Source organism: Olsenella sp. An290 (genome assembly GCF_002159535.1).
Taxonomy (GTDB): domain Bacteria; phylum Actinomycetota; class Coriobacteriia; order Coriobacteriales; family Atopobiaceae; genus Thermophilibacter.
This window is the reverse complement of record NZ_NFIU01000002.1, coordinates 228,954-244,214: the sequence shown is the minus strand read 5'-3', so window position 1 is coordinate 244,214 and position 15,261 is coordinate 228,954. Positions and strand designations below refer to the sequence as shown.

The window sequence follows — 15,261 nt, the reverse complement described above, 5'->3', positions numbered from 1 at the left end:
CCGACATGACGGACGTCGTGCTCAAGGTGGAGCACCTCACCAAGCGCTATCCCGTGAAGAAAGGCGTCTTCGGCAGGACCGGCGCCTACGTGCACGCGCTCGAGGACGTCTCCTTTGAGGTGCACCGCGGCGAGACCTTCGCCATCGTGGGCGAGTCCGGCTGCGGCAAGTCCACCACGGGCAAGTGCGTCCTGCGCCTGACCGAGCCCACCGAGGGCACGGTCACGCTCGACGGCGAGGACTTCACCTCGCTCAAGGGCGACGAGCTCACGCGCGCCCGCCAGAAGATGAAGCTCATCTTCCAGGACCCGTACTCCTCGCTCAACCCGCGCATGACGGTGGCCGACATCATCGCCGAGCCGATTGACATCGCCAAGACCTACAAGACGCGCGCCGAGCGCGACGCCCGCGTCGAGCAGATCATGAAGGCCGTGGGCCTGGACCTCGCGTACAAGTACCGCTACCCGCACGAGTTCTCCGGCGGCCAGCGCCAGCGCATCGGCATCGCGCGCGCCATCGTGCTGAAGCCCGAGGTCGTGGTCTGCGACGAGCCGGTCTCCGCCCTCGACGTCTCGGTCCAGGCAAAGGTCATCAACCTGCTGGAGGAGCTGCAGGAGGAGTTCGGCCTCTCCTACATCTTCATCAGCCACGACCTCTCGGTGGTCAAGCACATCTCCGACACCGTGATGGTCATGTACCTCGGCCACACGATGGAGCTCGCCAGCAAGGACGAGCTCTTCGACAACCCGCTGCATCCCTACACCAAGGCGCTGCTGGACGTCATCCCGCGCATCCGCCACGAGCGCATCCAGGACAAGAAGATCCTCGAGGGCGACGTCCCCAGCCCCACCAACCCACCCCAGGGCTGCGTCTTCCACACGCGCTGCCCGCAGTGCATGCGGGTCTGCGGCGAGCGGGCGCCCGAGATGCATGAGGTCATGCCCGGCCACCGCTGCGCCTGCCACCTCTTTGACGAGGGGCTCACCGCCGAGGAGCGCCAGCCCGTCATGGCCGCCGCCCTCGCCGAGGCGGAGGCGGCCCTCTCCGGCGCGCAATCATGACAAAGGTGTCAGGGTCATCTGTCAGGTTCTGAGCGTTTGTAGTGGGTGACAGGTTTTGGACGGACGGGGCGCCCTCGGGGGCCTCATCCGTTCGAAGCCTGTCACTCTTTGCGAGGGACCTTTGTGGGAGAATCGCGTTCGAACGGACCATCGTCGATTGGAGTCCCCATGTCCGACGTGCTTGACCGCTTCATCCGCTACTGCGAGGTCCCCTCGCAGTCCAACCCCCTGACCGCCGACCACGTGCCGTCGACCGAGTCCCAGTTCAAGATCGCCGAGGTCGTGGCCGCGGACCTGCGCGCGCTCGGTGCCGAGGACGTGACCGTTGACGAGCACGCCTACGTGACGGCCCACTGGCCCACGAGCGCCGGCGCCGAGGACCAGCCCACGCTCGGCCTCTGCTGCCACCTGGACACCGCCTGGCAGAGCTGGGGTGACCCGGTGCACCCGCGCGTCGTGCGCTACGAGGGCGGCGAGCTCGCCCTGGGCACCGGGCGCGACGGCCGCCCCGTGACCCTGAGCCCCCAGATGAACCCCGAGCTCGAGCGCATGGCAGGGGAGGAGCTCGTGGTCACGGACGGCACGTCGCTGCTCGGCGGGGACGACAAGGCCGGTGTGGCCGAGTGCGTGGCCCTTCTCGCCCGTCTGAAGGCGGACCCGGCGCTCCCGCACCCGCGCCTCGCGCTCGCCTTCGTCCCGGACGAGGAGATCGGCCACGGCGCGGCTCTGCTGGACCTCGAGCGCTTTGGCGCGGCGTACGGCTACACCATCGACGGCGGCCCCTTCGGCGAGTTCTGCTACGAGACCTTCAACGCCGTGGAGGCCTTCGTCCGCGCGCACGGCGTCTCCGTCCACACCGGCACCGCCAAGGGCAAGATGATCAACGCCTCCGAGGCGCTCGTCCGCTTCCACCAGCTCCTTCCCGCCGCCGAGCGCCCGGAGTTCACCGAGGGCTACGACGGCTTCTTCTACCTCGAGCGCATCGAGGGCTCCTGCGAGGAGGCCTCCTCGGACTACATCATCCGCGACCACGACTGGGCGCAGGTGGAGCGCCGCGAGAAGATCATGCGCGACGCCGCGGCGCTCGTGAACGCGCAGATGGGCGCCGACGTCATCTCCGTGGAGTTCAAGGACCAGTACCGCAACCTCGCCGAGGTCATCTGCCGCCCGGAGTACGCCCACCTCATCGAGAACGCCCGCGCGGCGTACGCGGCGGCGGAGCAGGAGATGTTCTGCGTGCCCATGCGCGGCGGCACCGACGGCTCGCAGCTCTCCTTCCGCGGCTTCCCGTGCGCCAACCTCTCCGCCGGCTACTACAACGCCCACGGCGTGCGCGAGTTCGTCCCGGTGCGCGAGCTGGAGCGCATGGTCGACGTGCTCCAGGAGCTCGTGGCGCTCTACGCGCGCCCGCAGGCGTAGAATAGCCCGGCGAGAAGAACCTGGCGGGCGCGTGCCCGCCACGACGAAGGAGGACCCTTGAGCTATCAGATCGACCCCCAGTACCTGATCGACACCCTTCGCGAGTGCGTGGAGGTGGAGAGCCCCGTGGGCTACTACCCCGAGGCCCACGCCTGGCTGCGCGAGACGCTCGCCGAGATGGGCTACGAGATGACCGTCGACAACAAGGCGACGGCCTACGTGCGCGTTCCGGGCAGGAGCGCCGAGAAGACCGTGTGCCTGGGCGCCCACCTTGACACCATCGGCCTTGTGGTGCGCGGCTTCAACGATGACGGCACCCTGCGCGTCCGCCAGCTCGGAGGCATCAACTACGCGAGCATCGAGGGCGAGACCTGTCTCGTGCACTGTCGTGACGGCCGCACCGTGGCCGGCCAGGTCATCTGCAACCACCACTCCGTCCACGTGTGGGGCGAGGCCAAGACGGACCCCCGCACCGAGGACACCATGTCCGTGAGCCTCATCGCCGACGTCAAGGGCCCTGAGGACGCCCGCGCGCTCGGCGTGACCGAGGGGGCCGTGATCGGGATCGACCCGCACTTCGAGGCCTTTGACAACGGCTATGTGGTGAGCCGCCACATCGACGACAAGGCCAGCGTCGCCGTCCTGCTTGACGTCCTGCGCTGGCTCAAGGCGACGGGCGAGCGGCCCGCGTACGACACGCTCTTCGCCTTCCCCATCTACGAGGAGATCGGCCACGGCGCCTCCTGGGTGCCGGCCGAGGTCTGCGAGTACGTGGCCGTGGACATCACGCTCATCGGCCCCGACTACGCGGGCACCGACGAGCACTGCGCGTCCGTCATCTGCTCCGACGCCAAGGGCCCCTATGACTGGGACCTCACCAACACGCTCATCGCGTGCGCGGGCGCGGCCTGCACCGAGGGCCGCTGGACCACGCAGGTGTGCTTCCACTACTCCACGGACGCCAACGGTGCCTACACCCGCAGCAACAACCTGCGCAGCGGAGCCTTTGGCATGGCGTGCCTCAACACCCACGGCCGCGAGCGCTGCCACGTGGACGCGCTCGTGGAGACCGAGCGCCTGGCGCGCGCCTACGTGATGGGCGAGGGCCGCTAGGGCCCGCTCGGCCGTGGCGGGGGAGCGGCTTGCCTGGCCCCTCGTCACGGCCGGGTGTACGACCGTGCCGGAATGGGTATCACTGAAGCGTTGCTGAGCGATGAAGGGGGGACGAAGATGGCATCTGGTGACTGGCAGCGCAAGCTCGTGGACTGGCTTCGCGGGCGACAGGGCCCCGACGACCTCGCGGTCTTTGCGATCAACCTGGCCGTGGTGCTCGTGGTGGTGAACCTGTTCGCGCGGACGTCCTGGCTCGCCTGGGTGGGCCTCGCGCTCGTCGCCTACGGCGCCTTCCGCATCCAGTCCAAGAACCTCGGCGCGCGCTCCCGCGAGAACGAGGCCTTCCTCAAGGCGCTCGGCCCCGCGCGCCCCTGGGTGCAGAACCCCCGCGCCGCATGGGGGGAGCTGCGCCACTACAAGCACGCGCGCTGCGCCTCCTGCAAGCAGCGCGTCCGCGTGCCGCGCGGCAAGGGCAAGCTCCGCGTCACCTGCCCGCGCTGCGGCAGCAAGTTCGAGGTCAGGTCGTAGCCGCCTCCCGCCGCGTCAGGCGGCGGGAGACGCTCCCGCGTGCTATCGTTGTCACGTCAGCAAAATGTCACGGGGAGGTCTCACATGCTTGATCGCAGAAGATTCCTGCAGGTCGTGGGGGCAGGTTCCGCCGCGCTCGCGCTTGCCGCGTGCGAGGGCGGGGCGCCGGGCTCCTCGGGCGCCGGGGAGGAGGGCGGCCAGGGGGCGTCCGAGGACGCCCAGCCCGTTGCCGTGCGCACCTCCGCCCTCAAGGGCCCCACGGCCATGGGCCTCGTCCGCTTTATGAGCGAGTCCGAGGCGGGCAACCTTGCGGACAACGACTACACGTTCCAGATCGTGGCCTCGCCCGACGAGGTGACCCCGCTCATCGCCAAGGGCGAGGTCGACATTGCCGCGGTGCCCGCCAACCTTGCTTCGGTGCTCTACAACAAGACCGAGGGCGGCGTCCGCACCATCGCGATCAACACCCTCGGCGTCCTCTACGTCTGCGAGCTCGGCGACACCGTCCACACGGTCGCCGACCTCAGGGGCAAGACCATCTACGCCTCCGGCAAGGGCTCCACGCCCGAGTACGGCCTCGCCTACATCCTCGAGAAGAACGGCCTTGCGGTGGGCGAGGACGTGACCATCGAGTGGAAGAGCGAGCACGCCGAGTGCGTGGCCGCCCTCGCCGCGGCCCAGGAGGGCGCGGTGGCGATGCTCCCGCAGCCCTTCGTGACCACCGCCCAGGCCAAGAACGACCAGATCCGCGTGGCGCTCGACCTCACGAAGGAGTGGGACGCCGTCCAGACGGGCGACGAGCGGAGCTCCATGGTCACGGGCGTGGCCATCGTGCGCTCCGCGTTTGCCGACGAGCACCCTGCCGCCGTCGACGCGTTCCTCGCGCACTACGCGGAGTCCGTCGACTTTGTGAACGACCACGTGGCGGAGGCGGCCGAGCTCGTGGGCTCCTATGACATCGTTCCCGCCTCCGTGGCCGAGAAGGCCATCCCGGAGTGCAACATCGTCTGCATGACGGGCGAGGACATGAGGGAGCGCCTCTCCGGCTACCTCGCCGTCCTCGCGGAGCAGAACCCCGAGGCCGTGGGCGGCTCCCTTCCCGGGGACGACTTCTACTACGGCGCGTAGCGCGTGGCGCGCTCGGGCGAGAAGAACCTGACGGCGCCCGCGCGCCGTACCCGGACGTGGGCCGCCCGCCTTGCCGCGGCGGCCTTCTGGCTCGTCGTCTGGGAGCTCGCCGCGCGGGCCATTGACGCGCGCATCGTCCTCGTGGGGCCCCTCGAGGTGCTCGCGCGCCTGGGCGGGCTTGCGGCGACGGGGGAGTTCTGGGCCTCCGTCGGCCTCTCGCTCGCGCGGATCGGTGCCGGCTACCTCGGCGGGGCGGTGCTCGGGGTTCTTCTCGCCGCGCTCTCGAGCCGCGCGCGGGTCGTGAGGGAGCTCGTGGCACCGGTCGTCGGGGCCATGAAGGCGGTCCCCGTGGCGTCCTTCGTGATCTTGGTGCTGCTCTGGGTGTCCTCGAGCTACCTTTCCGTGGTGATCGCGCTCTTCATGGCGCTGCCGGTCGTCTACACCAACGTGCTCGAGGGGATCGAGCAGACCGACCCGGCCCTGCTCGAGATGGCCGACGTCTTTGGCATCGTCGGCTGGGAGCGCGTCCGGCTCGTCTACGCGTCGCAGGTCCTGCCCTATCTCAGGGCGGCGCTCGCGCTCTCCCTTGGCCTCTCGTGGAAGGCGGGCATTGCGGCCGAGGTCATTGGCCTGCCGGACCTCACGATTGGCGAGCACCTCTACAACGCGAAGGTCTATCTCGACACGCCGGACCTCTTTGCGTGGACGGTCGCCATCGTCGTGGTGTCCGTGGTCCTCGAGGCGCTCGTGGGCCGGGCGCTCGCGGCCGCCCAGGCGCGCTGGGAGGCACGGCCGTGACGGGCGGGGCGGGGGCGTTCGAGCTGCGGTCGGTGAGCCGTGCGTACGGTGACGTTCGGGTGCTCTGCGGGGCGTCCGCGCGCTTCGGCGCGGGCCGGACGCACGTCCTCATGGGCCCCTCGGGCGCGGGCAAGACGACGGTGCTCCGCCTCCTTCTGGGGCTCGAGCGCCCCGACGAGGGCGAGGTGGACCGGCCCGCCGGCGTCCGGCTCGCGGCGACCTTCCAGGAGGACCGGCTGCTCGAGGGCCTCACGGCCACGGCCAACATCCGCGCGCCGCACGGGCGCCTGCGCGGGGCCGCGCTCGAGGCGTTCCTCGCACGCGAGCGGGCGGCCCTCTCCTCGGTGGGGCTGCCGGTGGACGCGCGACCCGTGCGCGAGCTCTCCGGGGGCCAGCGCCGGCGCGTGGCGATCCTGCGCTGCGCGCTCGCGGACGCCGACGCGCTTTTCTTCGACGAGCCGCTCAAGGGCATGGACGACGAGACGGTCGCGCGTGTGATGGCGTTTCTCGCGCCGCTCCTCTTGGGGCGCACGGCCTTCTGGGTCACGCACGACGAGCGCGAGCTTGCCTGGTTCCCCGAGGCCGTCCGCTGGGACGTCGGTGGCGGCTTCCTGACGCGCCGCTGACGGGGCGCGGGCGGGGCTACGGGGCCGCGGGCGCCCCACTTCTGGAGAGTGGCGGGTTTCTCGGCGCGGCTCGTGCCGGCTGGCCGCCGGCGTGCGATGATGGTGCGCTGTCAGACGCAAGAATCAGGAGGACGCATGCACGTCATCTACCTCGCCGGAGGAATCGCCTCGGGCAAGTCGACCATCGCCCGTACCATGCGCGAGTGCGGGGCCGTGCTCGTGGACCTTGACGAGCTCTCCCGTGAGGCCCTCGCGCCGGGCTCGCGCATCCTGCCGGACATCTGCCGCGAGTTCGGCGACGACGTGGTGCGCCCCGACGGAACCGTGAACCGCCGTCTCCTCGCGGCTCGCGCCTTCGCCTCCCTGGAGCGCTCCGTCACCCTCGAGGAGATCGAGCTGCCGCTCATCGACGAGCTCCTCCGCGCGCGCATCGCCGCCCTTCGGGACGAGGAGGCCGCCGAGCGCGAGAAGGACCCCGCGGCCCCCGAGCGCGTCGTGGTGGTGGAGGTCCCGCTGCTCGACCGCATGCGCGGCTCCTTTGACATGGCGGACGAGATCGTGAGCGTGGTGTGCCCGCTCAACGCCCGCCGCGTTCGCGCGATCCAGCGCGGCATGGACCGCGGCGACTTCGAGCGCCGGCGCGAGCAGCAGCCGACCGAGGCCTACCTGCGCGCCCACAGCTCGCACGTCTTCAACAACATCCGCACGGCCGACGTCATGGCCGATGAGGTCCGCGCCTGGTGGCGCGAGCGCGAGGCGTCCGGCTGGGCGCCCGTCCCCCGAAGGGCGCGCGGTGCCCAGGCGTAGGCGTCGAGAGCCCTTCTGGCGCTGGTACCGGGTCGTCCCCGCCCTCGCCCTCGGCGTGACGCTCCTCGTGTGCGGCGCCCTTGCCGCCCTGCCGAGCCAGCTTGGGCGTGCCCTCTTCTACCCGGTGCACCATGCCGAGACCATCGAGTCGGCGGCCGAGCGCCACGGGCTCGACCCCAACCTCGTCTGCGCGGTCATCAAGTGCGAGTCCGGCTGGGACGAGGAGGCGCTGTCGCCCGTGGGCGCCGTGGGCCTCATGCAGGTCATGCCCTCGACGGCCCAAAGCCTCGCGGACATGGGGCTTGTGGACGCCAGCTCGTACGACCCGGCCAGCCTGAGCGACCCTAGGGTCAACATCGAGTACGGCTGCACGTACCTGAGCTACCTTCAGAGGAACCTCTCCTCAATCGACGAGATCGTGGCGGCCTACAACGCCGGCCTGGGCGCGGTCCAGGGCTGGCTTTCTGACGGCGGCTCCATCCCGGAGGGAATCGAGTACGAGGAGACGCGCACCTACCTGGGGCGCGTCCGTGACGCGCTCGAGGGCTACGAGAAGAGCTACCCCGCGGGCATCACCGAGTAGGGCCGCGCGCCTGGGGTGGCCGCCCGGCCGCCGTGCCCGGCTGCTGCCGGGCACGCCCTGCGGTGCGTCCTTCTCGCCTGCGCGCCCCTAGGCGAGCGAGGTGTAGGCTCCCAGGAGCACGTCGTCGCGGCGCATCTCAAGCAGAACGCTCACGAGCGGCCGCGCCACGGAGAAGACCCCCGCGTCGGTGCATGCCCGCGCGGCGTCACGCATGACCCCGTAGAGCTCGTCGACGTTGCCGAGCGGGATGCCGGCCGCCCTGAGCGTGGCGGCGACCTCCTCGCCCTCCAGGGACCTGAGCGACGGCTCGCTCTGCAGAAGGTCGGAGAGCTCCTCCCGCGCCTGCGCCGCAATCTCGGGATGCAGCTCAATGGCGCGCTGGTAGCACGCCACGGCGAGGTCGCTCCGCCCCAGCTTCCACTCCATGAACGCGAGGCGGTAGTGGCAGATGGACATGTCGCGCACCGTGGAGGAGCGGGCGATGGTCTCACGAAGCAGGTCGGCCGCCTCGAAGATGCGGGACTGCTCCTCGAGGCAGCGAACCTTGGAGAGGGCGGCGTCCGGGGTGAGCGGTGCCACGCGCATGAGCTCGTCGGCGTGCGCGAGGGCCTCCTCGGGGCGGCCGAGCATGGTGAGGACGCGCGCCGCGACCGAGTGCGCGGTGTAGTACTCGTCGGGCACAAGGCGCACCTGGCGCCCGCCGTCGGGGGAGGCCAGGTTGTAGGAGACGCGCTCCGCGACGGAGTTGAAGTAGCGAAAGACCGCGTCCGGGCCGTCGAGGTAGAGGCCCTTCTCGGCGATGGGGGAGAGGACCCGCTCGAGGCCCTCCAGGGTCCGCGTGAGGTCGTCGGGCGTGACCTCGCCCTCAAGTGCCTCTCGCGCTCGACACGCCTGGACGCTCAGGGCGTCCCCGCTCACGAAGACCCAGGCGAGCTCGCGCCTCTCCGCGACGTCGCAGGTGCCGTCTACGAGCGCGGCGCAGGTGCGCGAGCAGGCCTTGGCCACCGTGGGGTCAGAGGTCTCGTCGCGCAGCGCCATGAGGCGGGAGACGGCCTCCTGGGTGGTGTTGCCGAGCTCGTGCAGGATGGCGTTCCATGCGCTCACGCGCCCCGCGCGCTCCATGATCGCGAGGTCGCTCACGCGCCGAGCGCCGCAGGAGCGCGCCATGTCCTCGGTGGCCGGGGCGTCGACGAGCTCTGGCTCCCTTCGGCGCGCCTGCGGCGCGACCCGCTCGTCCTGACGGGAGAGCCAGGGCTCAACGGGCGCGAGCCAGCCCTCGGCGCTCGGAGCGGCGCGCAGCGCGGGGTCTTTCGGCAGGGCGTCGTCCAGCGAGGAGTCCGACCTTACGGCCGCGCGCAGGCGCTGGAGGGATGCCGTGGTGAGATCGAGGGAGAGCAGGACGTCCCCCGAGCCGTGCGCGTGGGCGTTGACCACGACCCGCTCCACCTCGGGGAGGTGGGAGAGGGCCCCCCGGCCCACCGCGAGCGAGATGCGCAGCGCATAGGCGCGCGCGAGCGCGTCCCGGCGCGCCGCATCCTCGCCTGCGACGACGGCGAAGCACTCCGGGCGAGGGACCGTGGTCTCGACGCAGGCGACGTGCTCCGCGGAGTTTGACTGAAAGGCGTATCCCACGCGAAAGGGTGCCGGAAGCGCCTCGAGGTAACGGGCGAGGCCGATCCTGCCCGCCCACTCGCCGGCTGGGTCCGACCCCGAGAGAAGGAGGTCGACCGCCGGGTCCGTCCCTATCTCGAGGGGCTTGAGCTCGGCGACCTCGGCGAGCACCCGGGCGGTCCTCCAGGTGTCCGTCATCTGCTGGGGCCAGCGGCCCCGCGCGAGGTCCTCGCTCAGGTTGAGGGCAAACTCGAGCGCCATGGCATGGTCGACGTCGTCCTCGGAGAGCTCGTTGCCGTGCATCGTGAGCCACCAGCGCCCGTTCCTCCTGAGGCGAGTCGCGCCCACGGAAAAGGCGGGGTGCCACTCCATGAGGCCCATGCGACGAAGAAACCCCGGCAGGGCTCCAAAGTCCCCGTGCCCCGCGCCATGCTCGACGAGGTCCCGCAGGGCGCTGAGGGCGTCTTCGGCGTGGGCGAGCATGCCTGCGAGCTCGGCCTTCGGCGCCGGCGCGGGAGCCTCTGGCGCCTCGTCGCCGGCCTCGGCCCGGGTCGAGGGGGAAGGCCCGTCCGTCGCGCCGTCCTCGCGGCGAGCTCGGCCGCGCAGGTAGACGACGATGCCCGTGAGCAGCGCGACGCCGGCGATGATGGCCCTCGAGCCGCTGCGGATGTCGCTCAGCGTGGGGTGCTCCTCCGAGAGGTAGAAGAGAAGCCCGGCAAAGACGAGCAGGAGCGCTGCGGCTACGAGCGCGCCCTCGAGCCTGCCGGGGCCCCTCGAGCCCCTCGGTCGGTCGTTTTCCCTGGCCATGCGCATCCCTCCGTCCGTTGCCCTCACGATTGTACGGTATACCCACCTCGGAGCCCGGCGGGTGAGCGCATGGTACTCCGAAAAGAAAATGAGAACAAGTGTTTGTAGAAAGAAAACTGGGGTACAATGCTGGCACGCGGAGAAGAGGGGAGGTCCCATGGCGGAAACTGAGGTCAGCGCGGGGGGACGGGCGCCGGAGCGCTTTGGCGGCGAGCTCGTGAGGTTCGGGCGCGCCACGGGGGGAGAGCGGCTTGAGGTGGTCTCGCCCTTCGAGCCTGCGGGAGACCAGCCTCAGGCCATCGAGAAGCTTGCCGACGGAGTGGAGCGCGGCCTGCGCTACCAGACGCTCCTGGGCGTCACGGGCTCGGGCAAGACCTTCACCATGGCCAAGACCATTGAGAAGCTCAATCGCCCCACGCTCATCATGGAGCCCAACAAGACCCTCGCCGCCCAGGTGGCAAGCGAGATGAAGGAGCTCTTCCCCAACAACGCGGTGGTCTACTTCGTCTCCTACTATGACTACTACCAGCCGGAGGCCTACGTCCCCCAGACGGACACCTACATCGAGAAGGACGCCTCCATCAACGAGGAGGTGGAGAAGCTCCGCCACCAGGCCACCTCGAGCCTGCTCTCGCGGCGCGACGTCATCGTGGTCGCGTCCGTGAGCTGCATCTACGGCATCGGCAGCCCGCAGGACTACGCGGGCCTTGCGCCCAACGTGAGCAAGGAGGTCCCGCTCGAGCGCGACGACCTCATCCGTGACCTCATCGACATCCAGTATGACCGCAACGACTACGACCTCTCCCGCGGGACCTTCCGCGTGCGCGGCGACACCGTGGACGTGTTCCCTCCCTACGCCGAGAACCCCCTGCGCATCTCGTTCTTCGGGGACGAGGTCGAGCTCATTGCCGAGGTTGACAGCCTCTCCGGAGAGATCGTGCGCGAGTTCGACGCCATCCCCATCTGGCCGGCGTCCCATTACGTGACCGAGCGGCCCAAGGTCGCGCATGCCATCGAGACCATCAACCAGGAGCTCGAGGCCCGCGTGGCCGAGCTCAAGGCCGCGGACATGCTCCTCGAGGCCCAAAGGCTCGCCCAGCGAACGAGCTATGACCTCGAGATGCTCGAGACCATGGGCTACTGCAACGGGATCGAGAACTACTCGCGCCACCTCGACGGCAGGAAGCCCGGCGAGCCGCCCTACACGCTCATCGACTACTTCCCCGAGGACATGCTCTGCATCATCGACGAGTCCCACGTCACGGTGCCGCAGATCAGGGGCATGCACGAGGGGGACCGCTCGCGCAAGGTGACGCTCGTCGACCACGGCTTCCGTCTGCCCTCGGCGCTCGACAACCGCCCGCTGCGCTTTGACGAGTTCGAGGCGCGCGTGCCGCAGTTCATCTACGTCTCGGCCACGCCGGGCGACTACGAGGAGTCGGTCACGCAGCAGGAGGTCGAGCAGATCATCCGCCCCACGGGCCTTCTCGACCCCAAGGTCGACGTCCGACCCGTCCGTGGCCAGATCGACGACCTCATCGCAGAGATCAAGGAGCGCGTGGCGAGGAAGGAGCGCGTGCTCGTGACCACCCTCACCAAGCGCATGGCGGAAGACCTCACCGACCATCTTCTGGACGAGGGCATCCGCGTGAACTACATGCACTCGGACACGGCCACGCTCGACCGCGTGGAGATCATCCGAGACCTGCGTCTCGGCAAGATCGACGTGCTCGTGGGCATCAACCTCCTGCGCGAGGGCCTCGACATCCCCGAGGTCTCGCTCGTCGCGATCCTGGATGCGGACAAGGAGGGGTTCCTCCGCAACCGGCGCTCGCTCATCCAGACGATGGGCCGCGCGGCGAGAAACGCCCAGGGCGAGGTCATCATGTACGCGGACTCGATCACGGACTCCATGCGCGAGGCGATCGGGGAGACGGCGCGCCGCCGCCAGATCCAGGAGGCGTTCAACGAGGAGCACGGCATCGTGCCCAAGACCGTGAGGAAGTCGATCACGGACGTCTCCTCGTTCATCTCCGAGGCCGAGCACACCCTCGAGGGGAAGACGCGCGACCGCCACGGCACGGGCAGCCACGGCGCCTTCGAGAGCCTGACCGAGGCTCCCGCCGAGGACCCGGCTGCCGCCGACGCCGTCGCGGCCGAGCTCGCGCTGCTCTCGGAGCATGAGGTCACCGACGTCCTTGACGCGCTCGAGGAGGAGATGGCCGTCGCGTCGGAGGCCATGGACTTCGAGGCTGCGGCGCGCATTCGCGACCAGATCGTCGCCATCCGCACGCGCCTCGAGGGCGGCTCCGCCGACGACGTCATCGCCCGCCTCAAGGCGGGGGCGCGCAAGGGGAGCGCGCACGCCACGCGCCGGCGCTATCGTCCCAGAAAGAAGTGACGGCGTTCGCCCGGCCTCCGGCCTCCCGCACTTCCCCGACCTCGATGAGCTCCTCCCGGGTAGAATGGAGGGGACAAACACAAGCGGAGAGGCGGGAGTCTGACATGGCGGCGAGGATTGTGGTGGCGTGTGGCTCGGGGGTCGCGACCTCTGAGATGGTTGCGGCAAAGATCAGGAAGCTCCTCGAGGCGGAGGGCGTCGAGGCCGAGGTCGTCGCCGTTGAGATTGCCGAAGTCGAGCGCGCGCTCGAGGGTGCGGACGTCTACGTCCCCGTGGTGAACACCGAGAGCGCCTCCGACGTCCCCGTGGTGAGCGGCGTTGCCTTCCTCACGGGCATCAACCAGGAGAAGGAGCTCGCGCGCCTGCTCGAGCTCGTGCGGGATCACTAGCGCGCGGGGCCTGCGACGCCGTCCGCTCGCCCCGGGCGGCGGGTCGGCGCTACCGCGCGGCGAGCGCGGCCACGATCTTCTCGGCGGCGAGGATGCCGTCGGTGGCGGCGCTCATGATGCCGCCCGCATAGCCCGCGCCCTCGCCCACGGGCCAGAGGCCGCGCACGCCGACGCTCTGCCCGTCCTTGCCGCGGGTGACGCGCACCGGCGAGCTCGAGCGCGTCTCCACGCCGGTGAGCACGGCGTCGGGGATGTCGAACCCGCGCAGCCTCCTCCCGAGCGCGGGCAGCGCCGCGCGCAGGGTCTCGGAGACGTAGTCCGGCAGGCAGGGTCCCACCTCGCCCCAGGCGACGCCGCGCGGGTAGGTGGGGACGACGAGCCCGCCCGCCGTGCTTGGGACCCCCTGCAGGAAGTCACCCACGAGCTGCGCCGGCGCCACGTAGGCGCCGCCGCCCGCCGCAAAGGCCGCGCGCTCGCAGGCGCGCTGGAGCTCAACGCCCGCGAGCACGTCGTCGCCGGGCAGGTCCTCGGGAAAGACGTTGGCGAGCAGGCCGGCGTTGGCGTTTGTGCCCGCCCGGTCGGAGAGGCTCATGCCGTTGGTACAGACGCCGCCCGGCTCGCTCGCGGCGGAGACCACGTAGCCGCCGGGGCACATGCAGAACGAGAAGGCGCTGCGCCCGGACGGCAGGTGGCAGGAGAGGCCATAGGGGGCCGCCCCGAGTGCGGGGTGCCCGGCGGCGGAGCCGTAGAGGGCGCGGTCCACGGCGACCTGAAGGTGCTCGATGCGCACGCCCATGGCAAAGGTCTTGCGTTCCATGGGAACGCCGCGCGACCGCAGCAGCTCAAAGACGTCGCGCGCCGAGTGCCCGCAGGCAAGGACGACGCAGCTCGCCTCCACGCGCTCCTCGCGGGACGTCCCGTCGCCCAGCGTGGAGGAGAGCGTCACGGAGCGGACCTCGCCGGCGGTGACGTCGAGGTCCGTCATGCGGCACCGCAGGCGGACCTCGCCCCCCAGCTCCTCGATCTGCCGGACGAGCTTGGTCACCACCCGCGGCAGGACGTCGCTGCCGATGTGCGGCTTGGCGTCCCAGAGAATCTCCCGCTGCGCGCCCGCCGCGACAAAGGTCTCCAGGATGAGGCGGTGGGCGGGACTCTTGGTGCCGGTCTGGAGCTTGCCGTCGGAGAAGGTGCCCGCTCCGCCCACGCCAAACTGGATGTTGCTCTCGCCGTCGAGCTCGCCGGTCTCGTTGTGGCGCGCCACGGCCTCGGCGCGCCTTGCCGCGTCGTCGCCGCGCTCAACGAGCAGCGGCTCGAGCCCCGCTCGGGCGAGCGAGAGCGCGCAGAAGAGGCCGGCGCACCCGGCGCCCACGACGACGGGTCGCGCCACCGGGTGCGCGACGGGGGCGGGGAACCCGTAGGGCACCTCGTCCACGAGCCGAACGTTCTTCTCGGCGTGCTTTCTGGCAAGGCGGGCGAGCAGGGCACGCTCCGCGTGAGGGCCCCCTGTAAGCTCGAGACGCAGGGTGTAGGTGAGCTGGATGGCGTCGCGCCTGCGGGCGTCAATCGACCTGCGGCGGCGCTCCACCCGAGCGAGGTCCTTCTCGTCCACGCGAAGCCTGCGCGCGAGGGCGCGCCGGCACGCGGCGAGCTCTCGGCCGTCCGTGCCGTCGAGCGCGGAGAGCGGGATGCGGATGCCGGAGACCTCGAGCATGGGAGTCCTTTCTCTTGCCTGCTGTGACATTGTCACACATGTGCGCCCCTCCGGGGCGGCGGTGGCACGGCCGCGCGCCCCCGGGGGATGCGAGACGCCGCCCGACCCGCACCGGAACGCCCCCCCGGCGTGGGCGCGCGCCTCATTGCCGTGGACCGGGCGCCCCTTGGCGCGCGCCTCATTGCCGCGGACCGGGTGCTCCTTTGGCGATTTTGGGTGGCATGTTTGATGCTAGCGAGAAGGTCGGGAGGGTTCGGGGAGAGACTTTAAAGTCTTACG

The 15,261-nt window shown here is 70.4% G+C and carries 13 protein-coding genes; 11 read left to right on the top strand and 2 right to left on the bottom strand.

What is annotated here, in order from left to right; translation table 11 throughout:
• Positions 1-5 precede the first annotated feature (5 nt).
• The 9 genes from B5F84_RS02620 (at position 6) to B5F84_RS02580 (ending at position 8,063) form a co-directional block, all read left to right on the top strand.
• Positions 6-1,061 carry a dipeptide ABC transporter ATP-binding protein gene (locus tag B5F84_RS02620; protein WP_087320496.1) on the top strand — a complete coding sequence of 352 codons (1,056 nt, stop codon included), beginning with the start codon at positions 6-8 and terminating at the stop codon, positions 1,059-1,061.
• Between the two features lie 168 nt (positions 1,062-1,229).
• On the top strand, positions 1,230-2,480 hold the full coding sequence (gene pepT / locus B5F84_RS02615) for a peptidase T (RefSeq protein WP_087320369.1): 1,251 nt from the start codon (positions 1,230-1,232) through the stop codon (positions 2,478-2,480).
• Between the two features lie 57 nt (positions 2,481-2,537).
• Positions 2,538-3,593: a M20/M25/M40 family metallo-hydrolase gene (locus B5F84_RS02610; protein WP_087320367.1), complete on the top strand. Its 1,056-nt coding sequence runs from the start codon at positions 2,538-2,540 to the stop codon at positions 3,591-3,593.
• Positions 3,594-3,710: 117 nt separating this feature from the next.
• Complete coding sequence (locus B5F84_RS02605; RefSeq protein ID WP_087320365.1) at positions 3,711-4,121, top strand: hypothetical protein; 411 nt, start codon at positions 3,711-3,713, stop codon at positions 4,119-4,121.
• Between the two features lie 84 nt (positions 4,122-4,205).
• On the top strand, positions 4,206-5,249 hold the full coding sequence (locus B5F84_RS02600; RefSeq protein WP_087320363.1) for a PhnD/SsuA/transferrin family substrate-binding protein: 1,044 nt from the start codon (positions 4,206-4,208) through the stop codon (positions 5,247-5,249).
• Positions 5,250-5,252: 3 nt separating this feature from the next.
• Complete coding sequence (locus tag B5F84_RS02595; RefSeq protein ID WP_239378205.1) at positions 5,253-6,047, top strand: ABC transporter permease subunit; 795 nt, start codon at positions 5,253-5,255, stop codon at positions 6,045-6,047.
• Between the two features lie 32 nt (positions 6,048-6,079).
• Positions 6,080-6,673, top strand: coding sequence for an ATP-binding cassette domain-containing protein (locus B5F84_RS02590; RefSeq protein ID WP_239378196.1), 594 nt, complete (start codon positions 6,080-6,082; stop codon positions 6,671-6,673).
• A gap of 135 nt (positions 6,674-6,808) precedes the next feature.
• On the top strand, positions 6,809-7,480 hold the full coding sequence (gene coaE / locus B5F84_RS02585; RefSeq protein ID WP_158094463.1) for a dephospho-CoA kinase: 672 nt from the start codon (positions 6,809-6,811) through the stop codon (positions 7,478-7,480).
• Positions 7,467-8,063 carry a lytic transglycosylase domain-containing protein gene (locus tag B5F84_RS02580; protein ID WP_239378194.1) on the top strand — a complete coding sequence of 199 codons (597 nt, stop codon included), beginning with the start codon at positions 7,467-7,469 and terminating at the stop codon, positions 8,061-8,063. Before coaE ends, B5F84_RS02580 begins: the two co-directional genes overlap by 14 nt.
• An 87-nt stretch (positions 8,064-8,150) precedes the next feature.
• On the opposite strand, the gene B5F84_RS02575 is transcribed toward B5F84_RS02580, so the two are convergent.
• Entirely contained in the window at positions 8,151-10,481 is a 2,331-nt protein-coding gene (locus B5F84_RS02575) for a tetratricopeptide repeat protein (protein ID WP_087320359.1), read from the bottom strand.
• A 157-nt stretch (positions 10,482-10,638) separates the two neighbouring features.
• On the opposite strand from B5F84_RS02575, the gene uvrB reads away from it, so the two are divergent.
• Both uvrB and B5F84_RS02565 read left to right on the top strand, forming a co-directional pair.
• The gene (uvrB, locus tag B5F84_RS02570) at positions 10,639-12,882 is read left to right on the top strand and encodes an excinuclease ABC subunit UvrB (RefSeq protein WP_087320357.1); all 2,244 of its coding nucleotides are present in this window, start codon (positions 10,639-10,641) and stop codon (positions 12,880-12,882) included.
• Between the two features lie 104 nt (positions 12,883-12,986).
• On the top strand, positions 12,987-13,271 hold the full coding sequence (locus B5F84_RS02565) for a PTS sugar transporter subunit IIB (protein ID WP_087320355.1): 285 nt from the start codon (positions 12,987-12,989) through the stop codon (positions 13,269-13,271).
• Between the two features lie 49 nt (positions 13,272-13,320).
• Here the strand turns inward: B5F84_RS02565 and B5F84_RS02560 are convergent, their stop codons facing one another.
• Positions 13,321-14,982, bottom strand: coding sequence for an FAD-dependent oxidoreductase (locus tag B5F84_RS02560; protein ID WP_087320353.1), 1,662 nt, complete (start codon positions 14,980-14,982; stop codon positions 13,321-13,323).
• Positions 14,983-15,261 lie beyond the last annotated feature (279 nt).